The following is a 14391-nucleotide window of genomic DNA, read 5'->3' as shown; positions in this document are numbered from 1 at the left end:
GGTTCGAAAAATACAAAAAAGGAAATAGGAAGTTTATGAAAATTTCTCAACCTTTGTTTTCTTTTTTTCTCAGCGTTCTCCTTCTTTCTTCTCCTCTTTTCTCTTTTCCTCTATCCATAGAAGAATCCAAAAACTATCGAGATATCGGGAAATACTTTGAATATGTAATTGTACCAGAAAAAGATTCCAGTTTAGATCGGATCCTAAGAGAAGATACTCTCTGGAGGCCAAACCCAAAAGCCACAATTTCTTTTCCGCGCACCAAAGATCCGTTATGGATCAAAATTACTCTCATCCATTATGGGAATTTACCTCATACATTTTTTTTACATTTTTCCAGTCCAGTGATTGATGTGTTTGAGTTACACACGCAGGTCAAAGGGAATTGGATCACTCAAGTTTCGGGAGAACAAGTTCTACAAAGTAATAAACCCATCTACTCTCATATCCCAGCCTTTCCTATCACACTTTCACCAGACGAAACAAGAACCATCTATGTAAAAATTTTTTCAGCAAATCCAATTTTTAATTTTGTTTCGATTTATAACTCGAGAAGTTTCATTGCATATTCAAAGAAACAAGATATATTCTTTGCCGCTTACTTCGGCGCAGGATTTATGATGTTTCTTTTTAGTATCTTCCTTGCTCATACCTTACGATATAAAAAGTTTTTCTATTATTTCTTTTATCTGGCTACCATTCTTTTAATTAATTCATTTTCCACTGGATTTATGCAGTACATTGAAATAGGAAATAATCACACCTGGAAAAACTATCTTTTTCCAATAACAATTTACCTTACATCTGTATTCGGTTTGTTGTTCACCATAGAGTTTTTGGAAACAGAGAAAAACTTTCCGAAAACTACGAAACTAACCGAAGGATTTATATTATTATTCATAACATTGATTTTTTCTCTATTTTTCTTAGAACTTAAAAACTTCATCCAATTAGGACTAACTCTTGTTATTATTCCTATTTTATTAGCACTTACTATTTCAACTATGGCATTTTTCAAAAGCAAAAGGAAACTGGAGGTTATCTTATTTCTATTTGCTTTTGGATCAATTCTTATCGGTGGTGCCCTAAACACACTCACAGTCCAGGGATGGATACGACCAGTGCACTTATCATCGTATTCATTGCCACTAGGCTCAGCGATAGAAGTATTTTTCTTATCAATGGCATTGGTTTTAAAAGTATCCGATTATAGAAAAGCAACAGAGGAGAAACAAGAATTAGACCTACAATTAAAAATCGCTCAAAAACTTCAAAACGGGCTCCTTCCACAGAAAAGAAGCCATGCCAATGGACATGCCTTAGGATTTAGATATTCCCCTGCTTCCGATATTGGCGGTGACTTTGTTCAGATCATTGTTAAAGAAAATGAAATTGGTTTATTCTTATGTGATGTTTCTGGACACGGAATTCCTGCTGCCATGATTGCATCCATGACGAAGGTATCTTTACAAATTTGGGATGATTCACTAGATAAACCTTGTTATGCTGCCGAACGAATTCGGTTGTCCTTACTTAGTTCTCTTGCGGGTCATTTTTTAAGTGCCTTCTTTGTTTATATCAACCAAAAAGAAAAAATAATAAAAATTGCAAATGCTGGTCACCATCCTATGATTTATCTAGATCGAAATGGGAATATAGAACATATTACAAGTCCTGGTAGAGCCATGAATGAATATGTCGAATCCAGACTGATTGAAAAAACGTTACCTTTACCAAACTCCGGAACTTTGATTCTATATACAGATGGTGTTATTGAAGCGAGGAATACAACTCATGGGGAACTTTTCGGTGAAGATCGATTTCATTCTTTATTGCAAACTTTAGCAAAACAAAATCCGCAAAGTATTTGTGATCAAGTCATAACAGAAGTTGAAAAATTTCAAAAGTCTAAACGATCCGACGATGACGTTACAATTCTTGCCATTTCTTTGGAAAAAGAAATCTAATCTGGCACCCAATTTAATAACTTCTGGTATAAATCATTTGGATAAAAAGGTTTGGAGATAAAATCGTTCATTCCGACTGAGTGAATTTTTTCCTGTGTTTCTAATTGAGCTGATGCCGTCAGAGCAATGATTGGTATTTGACTCCACTTTTCCGTTTCACGAATTTGTTTTGTCGCCATATAACCATCAACATTCGGCATATGTAAGTCCATAAGTATCAAATCAATTTTTCCATTGGACAACTTAAGTATGACTTCCGCGCCGTCGGTAGCTTCTTCATACTCGACACCCCAACGTTTGAGAAAACGAATCACAATCGAGCGATTGATTTCAATATCATCAGCAATCAAAATTCTTTTTCCAACTAAATCCTTGGTTTCCTTTAATAAAAAAGTATTTGGAGAGGATTTAGAATGACCTATTTTACAAGGGAAAGTGAATGAAAATTTAGATCCTTTTTCTAGTTCCGATTCCAATTCCAATTTTCCTTTCATTAACTCCACAAGGCCTTTTGAGATCGCAAGACCAAGTCCAGAACCACCGTATTTTCTGGTAGTGTCTTGGCTTGCTTGAGTGAATTTTTCAAATACATATTTGAGTTTATCTTGTGATATACCAATACCAGTATCCACCACCTCAAAACGAATCAAAACATCTTCTTCTTGTTTCTCTAATAACAATACACGTAGAGTAATGGAACCTTCCTTAGTAAACTTAATTGCATTGGATAATAAATTATTCATCACTTGCAACATTCTTGTTGGATCAAAACGAATGAATTCAGGCAGATTTGGATCGATCTCTTCTCGAAACAATAAAAGTTGTTCTTTCGCTTTAACTGCAAAAGATGTAGAAATAGAACTTATAAACTCTTTTAAACTAAAATCAATTTCTTCAATAATAATCATATGTTCTTCGATTTTATTAAAATCCAAGATATCATTGATTAAAGTAAGAAGTGTTTCGCTGGAGAAACGTAAGTTTTTTAGATATTCAACCTGTTCTGGTTTTGGATTTTCTTCCATAAGCAACATAGAAAGACCAATGACGGCATTCAGTGGTGTCCGTAATTCATGACTCATACTGGAAAGAAATTCAGACTTCGCACGGTTTGCATCCTCTGCTCGAACCCTTGATTCAATCAATTCTCTTTCGTATTGAACCATCTGAGAGATATCAAGTAAAACAGACCTGGATCTGATCATTTCATTGTTTTTTGAATAAATAGCAGTTGCAGAAAGATTTAAAAACAAAGAACTTCCATCTTTACGTAATACTTCAAATCTTAAGTTTTCAATGTTTCCCGCCTCTTTAAATACCGGAAAGTTTCTCTGGAAGGTCTCCCGACTTTCCTCTGTTAAAATATCAGGCCACCTAACTTTTCCAATTAATTCCTCTGCTGAATAACCCAACCAATCACATTCTGTGTGATTGACTTTAACAAAGTATCCATTAGCATCTAAACTATGAAACCCAACAGGTGAATTGTGATATAAGTCATCTATTTCATAGAGACGATCTTCCACCAACTCTTTCTCTACTAAAATTTGTGCATTTCGTTTTAATACAAAAATCATCCACAAGATAAGTATGGACAGAAGAAAGAAAAAACCGCCTGAAACTGCGACCAATCGAATTGTAAATTTACGAGCCTTTTCATTTTCAATATTTTCTTTCTCTAACTTTTTATTAAGTAAGTTTTTGACTGCTGTACGAAAGACGTTCATACGCCTTTTACTTTCTAAAAAATCAGCCTTATAAAATATTTTTCTGGAATAATTACTTACATATCCATGTATAAATTCCATTTTGGATTGATTGGCCCGGATGATCAAATCAAGGTCATCTTTATAAATATCTTCGCATCCAGCTCGAAGGTCTGTTTCGAGTTTAGCTAGTAAAATAATCGCATTTTTATAAGGTCCTAAAAAATCGGGGTCACCCGTAAGAAGATATCCTCTCCCACTAGTCTCTGCATCTTTTAGATAAGAAGCATAATCATTTAGCTGAGCATTCCAACGACTTTTATCTTCAAATGAAATTCGATCCATTCGACTTTCATACACTTGATAGAAGAAAAAAAAGGAAGAAAAAAAAAGCAATATGAGTAACCCCCATAGGAAACCTATGTAGAGTGACTCAAAGCGTTTTCTTAGGAAATAACTCACGGAATCATGAAATAGGTAACCGAATAACAGGAATTTGTCAATAGATTAAAACATAGTTCGCCATGCGGGAAAATACAAATCAAACTCTGTTCCCACCCCCAAACTGGAGTTAACTAATATGGTTCCACCCATTTTTACCATAATTCCATATATGATGGGTAGTCCCAGCCCCGTTCCTTTGCCTCCTTTTGTAGTAAAAAAGGGGTCAAAAATTTTTTCGATAATTTCAGGAGCAATTCCTGAGCCGTTATCTGCAAACCCCAATTTCCAATATTCTGTATTTTTCATAAATCCAACATGTAATAGTTCCGATTTTTCGTAGGACACCTTGGAAAGAGAAATTGTAATTTTAGGGTCTGGATTCTCTTGTAACGCAAACACCGCGTTTTCATAGAGATTGGAGAGGATTTGAAAAATTTGAATGGGGTCGGCATTTACGAAAGCCGGTTCATTTCCTAAATCAGTAGACAAAACGATTTGATTCGAAGATACAACTCTTACTTCTTGTAATACCTGCAAAAGTTGTTCTCTTAGATCCAATTGTTTGGAAACGGAATTATCAATTTTGGAATAAGTAAGAATTTGTTGGATCAAATTTTTAGCACGATCCAAAGATTTAGAAATTCCTTCAATCGCCGGTAAAGATTTTTTAATAGATTCGTCTGTATCGTTTTTAGACCATTCAGAATTCAAATACGAAACATAAGCCATCATTGGAGTTAAAAGGTTGTTAAAATCGTGGGCAATCCCACCGGCAAAGGTACCGAGTGCTTCCAATTTTTGTGACTGTGCATAAGCCCGTTCCAATACTATTTTTTCTGTAATATCTTTTGCTTCTAAAACTATATAGATAATTTTTCCAGATGGATCCGTAAGAGGGTAAAAGTCGCAGTCAAAATATTTTTCTCGTCCATCCGACAAACTATACCTTACAAATACTTCAAAACTTTGGTTTTTTAACGAAAGTTTCATCCCATAAGTCAGTTTTTTTATCGATTCTTCATCCGAATTGGAAAATACAGAGCGAATTAGCTCCAATCCTTGAATGTCCGTTTCATCCCGTTCAAAGGACAGTACAGCATTACGATTCATTCGAATGACATGACCCTGTAAGTCTAAAAGAAAAATTGCTTGAGAAGAATTATTAAAAATACCTTTAAACAGCTGTTCGTTGACTTGAATCGAATGTTCCAATTCAGAAACATCGGATATATCATGAATGGTTCCAAAAATCCTGTATCTAAAATCGTCAAATCGTTCCGCTTCCAACCATAAGTTAACTTTTTTCCTACCAAGTTTGGTATTTAATGTAACTATCATTTCTTTAGAATGATTGTCTTTTAAAAGTTCTTCCCAAACTACTTTGATATGATCGTGTTCCGGTTCATCTAACAATGACCAAACCTTTTCCATCAGCGGGATTTCACCGAAATCAAATCCCAAAATTCTATACAATTCCAAAGACCATAAGGTATTTTTTTCAGGAAATATAACTTCAAAATGTCCTAAATGAGAAATTCTTTGAGAACGAGTGAGAAGTTCTTCTCCGTGAACTAACATATCCCAAGCTTTTTTTTGAGATACCTTTAACCTATAGGCTTCTAATTCACGATTTACGACAAACGGAAGTTTGATGATTGACGATTTGGGTAAAAACTCGGATGCACCTAAATTAAGAAACTCGGATCCCGCTTCTTCTGGCAAAAACTCTGTTACAAGAATCACTGGTAAATCAGGATTGACTTCTTTGACTCTGGTAATCACATAACGACCGTCAAAATCAGGAAGATAAAAATCAGAAATAACAATATCCCATTTTTCATCAGCGATTAGTTGTTCAAACTCGGCTTTCCATTCAGCTCTTTCTGAAAAAATTGAAAACCCGAAGTTTTGAAGTACAGAAACAATTGCTTTGTAAGAAGTAACTGAATCTTCAACAACAAGTACATTGAGTTTCTTTTGGATGTCCATTGGTTCCTTTATTGATTTAAAAACCCGAAAATAGGAAGTTCCAAATCACCTAAAATTTCTGCTTTATGTCTGTAGGCCGTCCCTCGACCTTCAGCCAGAGCAAATTTCCCTTTTGAAAAATCATTAGGCGATAAATAAGGAGTATTTGTTTCCAGACGGATTAGTTTTTTTCCTTTTTCTTTTGCTAAGAGAGATTTTAAATCTTCTGTTTCTGATTCAATGATTTGTACTGAAGCATCTAATGCTCGCTTCATGGTGTTTCGACTGAGTGGTCTATGATTATTGATTTGATGAATGACAATTCTATCGATACTTGGGTCTAAAATTAATTCTTTGATGGGTTCACCATCGCCAATCCCACCATCTAAAAATTCCTGGCCTTGAAATTCCTGCACTTCATACAAAAAGGGAAATGCAATGGATGCCATTACCGCATCAAGAACGTTGCCTTCCGTAATAAGTTCTCGTTTATTTTTGGAAAGATTAGAAACAGCGATTCCAAGTTTAATGGGTAAGTCGGAAAACTTTTGATTACCTAGGTAAGGATAAAGAATTTTACGTGTGGCCTTCCCAGTAAGAACACCACTGTAACCATTCAAACCTTTCCGTAACAAACGACCAAACATAGTGATTGAATTTCCTTCCCAAAAATCCTTTTTCTTTAATCCCAAAACTAAGGATTCAAAGTCCACCATTTCACGACCCGTCGCATACAAAGCACCGATCATTGCCCCCGAGCTGGAACCTGTGACAATTGCTGGTTTAAAGCCAATTTCTTGTAACCCACGAACAAATCCAGTATGGGCAAAAAAACCAAAAAAGGCAGATTTCAAACAAAGAGCAGAATACTTTTTGGGAAAGAAGAGTTCTATCATAAGCTTTTACTAAGTTTGGAAATAGACTCCATGTATGTCAGCCACGAAGTAATTTCGAAACTAAAAGTTTTGTCATATCGTAGAACAATACTCCCACAAATGCAACCAGTATCGCCGAGAATAATTGCAGAAAATTGAGTGGGACAAATCGAAACATGGCATTCATCCCGGGCAAATATATGGACAATATTAAAACAGCGATCGTTCCCGCAAAAACATATAGAATGATTGGGTTAGGAACCCGCATCCGGCTCCACATAGATTCGTGTAATGACCGATTGGCCAAAATTAAAAATAAATTCGAGAATACTAATGTAACGAAGGTCGCCGTACTCACTACTTGGGGCGGAGAATTTCCCTTCAAAAACCATTCGGTGATCCAGTAGGAAGAAACTACGGAAATCAAAGAAATAGCACCTTGGATCAGAGAATTGATAAACAATTCCCGATCCAAAAGGGGCTCAGATGTTTCTCTCGGTTTTCGTTTCATCAAATCAGATTCTGCGGATTCCTTTTCAAATACAATTGTACAAGTGGGATCAATGACCATTTCCATAAAAACAATATGGATGGCTGATAACACAATGATAGGCCAATCGAAGAGGATCGGAAAAAACGTAATCCCAACAATCGGAATATGAACGCCAATTATATAACCTAAGGCTTTCTTTAAATTATCAAAAATCTGTCTACCAATCCGAACCGATTCTAAAATTGATGAGAAGGAATCATCTAACAAAACAATGTCGGAAGCTTCTCGTGCTACGTCAGTTCCTCTTTCCCCCATGGCAACACCTATATTTGCAGTTCGCAAAGCTGGGGCATCATTCACACCATCCCCAGTCATAGCGACTATCTCACCATCAGCTTTTAACATGCGAACAATCTGCCATTTGTCTTCGGGACTAACCCTTGAAAAAATATTACAATTGCGAATAACAGATAACATTTTTTCTTCACTTAAATTCGAAAAATCTTTTCCGGTATAAACTATCTCCGGATTCTTTAGTCCGATTTGTCCTGCAATGTTTTTAGCAGTCTCTGGATAATCACCCGTAATCATAATCACACGAATCCCAGATTCATAAGCTGTTTTGACAGCTAAGGGAACAATCTCTCTGATCGGATCTAAAAATGCCAATAGACCATAAAACAAATATTCACAACCATCTCTATCTTCAGGGATTTGACTCAATGGTGATTTTGATTTTGCGACTCCCAAAACACGATATCCATCTTTTGCCAGTTCATTGGTTTTATTTGTCCAAAACGTAGACTCCGATGGATCAAACTGACAAAGTTCAAAAATTGCTTCAGGAGAACCTTTGGCATAACTAATATACGAATCCTTTTCTTTTAGTACACGAACCATTGTTAATTGGACAGGAGTTAAAGGAAAATCGCGAACAGAAATAAGGGCCGAATCATCCACTTGGTCATATAAATGCAAACAATCGGAAATTGCAATATCCATAGGGTCAAAACTCGGATGTTTGGATGCAGAATGAGCAATTTGAAGTAAATCTTTTGTAGCCTCCGAGATCTTCAAATTGGGGTTTAGTTCCACTTTTTCCGATTTGGTCAAAACGATCCCGACTTTCATTTTGTTTTGTGTGATGGTTCCTGTTTTATCAGAACAAAGCACAGTGGCTGCACCTAACGTTTCGATAATGGAAGAACGTCTAACTAAAACGTTTTTTGTACTCAGCCGAAAAGCACCTAATGCAAAAAATATTGTTAGTACCAAAGGAAGTTCCTCTGGCATCAAACCAATCGCAAGTGTCAAACCTGAAAGTAATCCTTGTAACCACTGGCTTTTGGAAATCCCAAAATAAAGGGCAAGCACAACACATAAAGTAGCTGCTACGATGAATAAATTACGAACAAGCCTTGCGACTTCTAACTCCAGTAAAGTTCTTCCTACTGCTTCATCTGCAATCTTTCGGCCAATTTTTCCTATTTCTGTATGGTTTCCAACGGCTCTAACACGACAAACACCTTCACCACTAACAACTAACGATCCACAATAAACTACTTCCGATTGCGATTTAGAAACGGGAACAGATTCTCCCGTTAACAGAGATTCATCACAAGAAAACATCCGATCCGAAATCAGTTCTGAATCGGCAGGCACCCTATCCCCTTCGTTTAAAATTAATAAATCACCAAACACAACATCTTTACCTTCGATACGAATGATTTGTTTGTCGCGAATGGCATTGGTTCTGGGACTGGCAAGGGAACGGAGAGCAGAGATAGCCGTTTCTGTTTTTTTCTCCTGAATGAAGGTAATAGTAATGATTCCAATAACTGAAAACAAAAGTAGGATTGCTTCCCCAAGATCCCCTAAAAGTAAATAAACAATACTTATGGAAATGAGAAGCAAAATCATTGGTTCGGTGACAACCCCAAACAACATCAAAAAAATCCCTTTCTTTTGTGAGGAAATGATTTCATTGGCACCGTATTTGTTGCGGTTTTCTTTGACTTGTTCTTGGGTTAAACCCATAAGAATGAATTCTGAAATTTGTTTTGGGATGGAAGGCATATTCTTAATTGATTTGGTCTTGTATTTTGAAAGAAATCTGTTTAACATTCTAGAATGTGCGATACCTCCCTTGCCACTGAAAAATTTACAAGTACACAAAAAAGAATCTTTTCCAAAAACTCAGATCGAGAACCAAACGAAGCACAATCGATCCTCCATCTCCCACGGATGGAATATGGGAAAGGAAGTACGGTAAGAACGACATACATAGAAATTCCGCAAAACCCTATTACTTACGAAGTATTTTTAAGTAAGCCCTTTCATATGTGGGGGGCTGAAATGGGAGTCAATGAATTTGGCCTCTGCATTGGAAACGAAGCCGTTTTTACAAACTTAAAAATAAAGAAACAAAACAATGGTTTAACGGGAATGGATTTAATCCGCCTGGCTTTAGAAAGATGTAAATCTGCAAAAGATGGATTATTCCTCATCACAGAGTTATTGGAAACCTATGGGCAAGATGCCTGCGGTGGTTACGAAAACCGCTCGTTTTTTTACCATAATAGTTTCATCATCGCAGATAGAACCGATGGTTATGTTTTAGAAACAGCTGACAGGTATTGGGTAGCAAAAAAAATTGATTCGTTTTATGCTATATCCAATGGACTAACGATTGGATCAGATTTTGAATACTCGTCTTCAAACTTAATTGATAAACTAAAAGTAAAACAGGGAAAAGAATTCTCTTTTAAAAACCATTTCAGTGATCATTTTTATACTTATATGAGTCATTGTAAAGAGAGAAGGAAATTACACGAAAAAACCGCAGAAAATTTAGAAAAGATTAACACTCATTATACAATTAAACAAGCGATGGAAACTTTAAAAACTCATCCAATAGAAACTGATGAGTTTGAACCATCTTCCTCTTCAATGAAATCACTTTGTTTACATGCAACGGGACTTGCAACTCCCAACCAAACCAATGGAAGTTTAATTGTAGAATGGGATACATCGGAGACAAACCAAGATCCACTTCGTATATTTTATACAGGAACGTCCTCACCTTGCCTCAGTCTTTTCAAACCTTTCTTTTTCGGAACAAAGAACTTTATCGATTCATCGAGCCTAATCTCGAATTCAACTTATTCAGAAACTTTATGGTGGTTACATGAATCAGTTGCTAGAAAATCAAATTTTGATTACCAATCCGTTCGATCTATCCTTGTCCCTGCACTCACCGGGTTACAAGAATCAATTTTAAATTTGTCAAAAGAAAAGCTTTCTCTTCCCAAAAAAGAAGAAACTCAATGGCGATTTTTAAAAGATCATGTCAATATATTAAAAAAAATAGATGAAGAGTTGTTACAGGTAAAAATAGGAAGGAGCAGATGGCAAAATCCATTTTTCCAAATTTATTGGTCAGGACAAAATAAAAAATCAAGAATTCCTTTCAGCTAACAAAAGAATGATGATATCATTAACATTGGTTCCCGTGGCACCAGTAAAAAGCAGTGCATTTGAATCTTTGAGGATTGGATAGGAGTTCGAACGCATTAGTTCTGCTCTAGGATCCCATCCTCTTTTTATCATCAAATCAAAACTATCTGGCCCAATGATTCCGCCTGCTGCATCCGTTGGACCATCGGTTCCGTCAGTGCCACAAGATAAAAACAACCACTCCCGATCGATTTTTAAAGAAGACGAGAGTATCGCCATTCGTAACGCGGCCTCTTGGTTACGCCCCCCTAACCCATCCCCAAAAACTGGACAAACTAATTCTCCACCGAACAATATAACCTGTTTGTTAGGATTTGAGTTGGCTTGGATTAATTCCATAAACGCTCGTTTTGCGGTGTCTTCACTGGACTTATCCCACGAATCAGAAATCGTTTTTACTTCGTAACCTAAATCCATTGCCTTTTTTTGAATTGCAGATAGAGAATTGGATAAATTCCCCATAAGATAGTATTCACTTCCAGGATAAGTTGGGGCCGAAGCAATGACGTTGGGATCATCACCTAAAACATCTGATATCACAAAAGTATATACTTTTACAAGAGGATTTAGTTTCCCAAGTAACTTACCCGCTTTTACTGCTGAAAACTCTTTTCTTCTTCGATTGATTTCTTGGATAGGAAGTCCTTCTTTTAACAAGGCTTGATTCAGTTGGATCAGGTTTTCTAAATGGAGTCCAGATTCAGGAATCTCAAATAAACTAGAACCTCCTCCTGACAACAAAACAATCAATTGGTGGTCTTCACCAAGATCCATCAGTTCAGATAAAACTTCGCGAGAATATTTTTCTGAATTGTAATCCGGAATGGGATGAGCCGCCTCCCTACATTTTAATACTCCCATTTGTCCTTTAGATCTGACTTCATCCGGAAGATGATTGTATTTTGTAAGAACAAAACCGGCATCCACAGGAAAAAAATCCAAAAACGACAAAACCATCGAATGAGCTGCTTTGCCCAAAGCAAAAACATAATTCTTTTTTTTGGGGTTGGAAAATAAATCACATAAATGAGGATGTTCCTTCCAAAAGGAATGGGAAAGGTATTCGGGCGTTGCGGCCCTGACTCCCTCCCAATATAGAAACTCTATATCGTCCTTTAGACTCACAAAGGATTATTTCCTTAGTTTGGCTTGAATGGAATCATAACGAATGCCAGAAGATACAATTTGTCCAAATTCCAAAACGTCAGTTGGACACAAAGAAACACAAGCAGAACAACGTACACACTGCACGCTATCTAAAGGAATTCCCCTACTTGCATAACCCATAACATCAATCCCTTGATGGCAATTTTTTGTACAAATATTACAAGAAATACATTTTTTTTTCTCAGAGAAAATACGAAACCGGCTAAACTTCGCATAGATGTGCATGAGTGATGCCAATGGACAAAACATTCGACACCAAATCCTTCCAGAAAATAAAAAATAAAATCCAACACCGACAACACCGGCAAGTCCTATGTCAACCACCAGATCATAAATCCATTTGACGGAATCAGCAATGGATTCACTGATCTCAAGTCCCGGATGAATGGACTTACCGTAAACTCCCAAAAGTTTTAATGTTGTTACTAGAAAAGCGACTAGAAGGATGTACTGGCCCGAATGTTCTAAGCGGTAAGCCCACTTCCCATGCGGCATCTTTTGTCTATGTTCATCTCCCAAAGTTTCTGCAAGGCCGCCGCAAGAACAAATCCAACCGCAATAGGCTCCTTTTCCATAACGATAAACCAAAAAAGGGATGACTCCAAACGTAAAGAATAATCCATAACCTAACCAAAAATTGGTGATTCCACCGTCATACAACACACCCATACTCAGTGGCCAGGCTAAAATAAATCCATAAGCCTTCCAGTAGGCATCGTTTGGAAAAATTTCCTTACGGATATATCCATCAGGACTACCTAAATAACCCATCTCACCTAATGCCGGCAAAATGAGTTCAGGCAAAAGAAACAAAAAGAAAATTTGAACAAAGATCAAACTAAGCGTTTGATAAAGTATATAATCTGTTTTTCGAACGATAATCCTTCGAATTCCAAAAACCAAAATGGTAAGTGAATACAACATGGTGTAGTGAAAGGAAGGGTATTTACCAAATAAAAGATAACCGAAATACGTAGCAGATAAATAAACAAAAAGAAAGTAAAAGAAAACTCCCAAAAGATAGGTATTACGAATCAATAACCATGTTTGAAAATTTTTTACGCCACTTTTCCACTTTAAAAACAAAAAGGAAATTAGGCCCAAAATTGCCAAACCACCAAAACCTGTGGCGACGGGAGAAAACCAACCTGGCCCGTAAAAGGATGCCTTTCCTAAATAAGCAAGACCAGCAAATGAAAAAAGTGTAACAAAACCAATCCAATCAGAAATTGATTTTTCATTTTGAATTTTGATTCCTATTTTTTTAAGAAAAGATATAGGAGCTAAATTTCCAATTAGAATATAAACCAAATCAGCTTTACGTTTGTTAGATGAACCAGGAGACCGCACAAACACATTTTGTTCGTTAATCTCAGTCACTTCAGACTCCAATAGAAGTTTTATTTTTCCCTCATGTACTTTTTTCTCTAAAAGAATTCTGTTTTCTTCTTTGGGTCTTTGGAACTCTTTCCCTCGATGAACAATGGTGACTTCGTTTGCAAAATCGGAACAAAGGATGGCAGCTTCGACCGCACTGTCACCACCTCCGACTATCACTACTGATTTGTCTTTTGAATCATAAGGATCAAAAAAACGATAAAATACATTGGAACTTGACTCACCCTTAACACCTAATCGTTTAGGATCTCCCGATTTTCCAATGGCAATGACCACTGAGTGGGTGGTATAAGAATCTCCTGATTCTGTTTTGACGGTATAAAGAGAACCATCCGATTCTATAGAGGAAACCCGTTTTCCAATTTGTAATTCAATAGGTTCCTTTTCTAGTAAGTGATTTAGATACTCTAATAAGTCTTCTTTATTCGAATCCCCAATTTTAATTTTTGATTTGGTTAAAGTTTCTTTGGGTTCAGCAAAGATAGGTTTTTGTTTTGGATAACTTTGAATGGTTTGGAAGGGAAGGTTTGCCTCAAGAACTACATATTTTTTATGTAAGCGGCTTGCTTCGTAAACACAAGATAATCCTGCAGGACCTGAACCAATGATCACAACATCCAATGCGTTTGTTTTATTTTCTCGAATGTGTTTCCAAACCTTCACTCCACTTTCTGCAGCGAGTTTGAGTAAAGGAACACCCGTTAGGTCTCCAATAATAAACACATTAGGAAGATTTGTTTCATAAGAATCAGAAATTTCGGGATAAATTTCTACTGCACCCGTTGGTACGGATTTGGTTAACCATTGGAAATAAAACTTCGGCCACATAATTTATGATTCAAACACAGGTATAAAAA

Annotated in this window: 8 protein-coding genes; 2 read left to right on the top strand and 6 right to left on the bottom strand. The window is 36.4% G+C overall.

What is annotated here, in order from left to right; all coding sequences use genetic code 11:
* Window positions 1-35 precede the first annotated feature (35 nt).
* The gene (locus tag EHQ24_RS00595) at window positions 36-1967 is read left to right on the top strand and encodes a SpoIIE family protein phosphatase (RefSeq protein ID WP_135599783.1); all 1932 of its coding nucleotides are present in this window, start codon (window positions 36-38) and stop codon (window positions 1965-1967) included.
* Here the strand turns inward: EHQ24_RS00595 and EHQ24_RS00590 are convergent.
* The 4 genes from EHQ24_RS00590 to EHQ24_RS00575 all read right to left on the bottom strand — a co-directional run bounded on the left by EHQ24_RS00590 (window position 1964) and on the right by EHQ24_RS00575 (window position 9529).
* The gene (locus tag EHQ24_RS00590; protein WP_244310247.1) at window positions 1964-4018 is read right to left on the bottom strand and encodes an ATP-binding protein; all 2055 of its coding nucleotides are present in this window, start codon (window positions 4016-4018) and stop codon (window positions 1964-1966) included. The genes EHQ24_RS00595 and EHQ24_RS00590 overlap by 4 nt on opposite strands.
* Before the next feature lie 162 nt (window positions 4019-4180).
* Window positions 4181-6106, bottom strand: coding sequence for a hybrid sensor histidine kinase/response regulator (locus EHQ24_RS00585; RefSeq protein WP_135599781.1), 1926 nt, complete (start codon window positions 6104-6106; stop codon window positions 4181-4183).
* Window positions 6107-6114: 8 nt separating this feature from the next.
* On the bottom strand, window positions 6115-6981 hold the full coding sequence (locus EHQ24_RS00580; RefSeq protein WP_135599780.1) for a patatin-like phospholipase family protein: 867 nt from the start codon (window positions 6979-6981) through the stop codon (window positions 6115-6117).
* Between the two features lie 37 nt (window positions 6982-7018).
* Complete coding sequence (locus EHQ24_RS00575; protein WP_135599779.1) at window positions 7019-9529, bottom strand: cation-translocating P-type ATPase; 2511 nt, start codon at window positions 9527-9529, stop codon at window positions 7019-7021.
* Between the two features lie 54 nt (window positions 9530-9583).
* Between EHQ24_RS00575 and EHQ24_RS00570 the strand changes: the two genes are divergently transcribed.
* Window positions 9584-10930 (top strand): C69 family dipeptidase, encoded by a 1347-nt coding sequence (locus EHQ24_RS00570; protein ID WP_135599778.1) that lies wholly within the window; start codon window positions 9584-9586, stop codon window positions 10928-10930.
* Here EHQ24_RS00570 and EHQ24_RS00565 read toward each other — a convergent pair.
* A complete protein-coding gene (locus EHQ24_RS00565) occupies window positions 10910-12094 on the bottom strand; it encodes a glycerate kinase type-2 family protein (RefSeq protein WP_135599777.1) in 1185 nt (394 codons plus the stop codon). The genes EHQ24_RS00570 and EHQ24_RS00565 overlap by 21 nt on opposite strands.
* Before the next feature lie 6 nt (window positions 12095-12100).
* Window positions 12101-14362 carry an NAD(P)-binding domain-containing protein gene (locus EHQ24_RS00560; RefSeq protein ID WP_135599776.1) on the bottom strand — a complete coding sequence of 754 codons (2262 nt, stop codon included), beginning with the start codon at window positions 14360-14362 and terminating at the stop codon, window positions 12101-12103.
* Window positions 14363-14391: the final 29 nt, after the last annotated feature.

It is taken from the genome of Leptospira noumeaensis, assembly GCF_004770765.1.
GTDB lineage: Bacteria > Spirochaetota > Leptospiria > Leptospirales > Leptospiraceae > Leptospira_A > Leptospira_A noumeaensis.
This window is presented reverse-complemented; position numbering and strand designations above follow the sequence as displayed.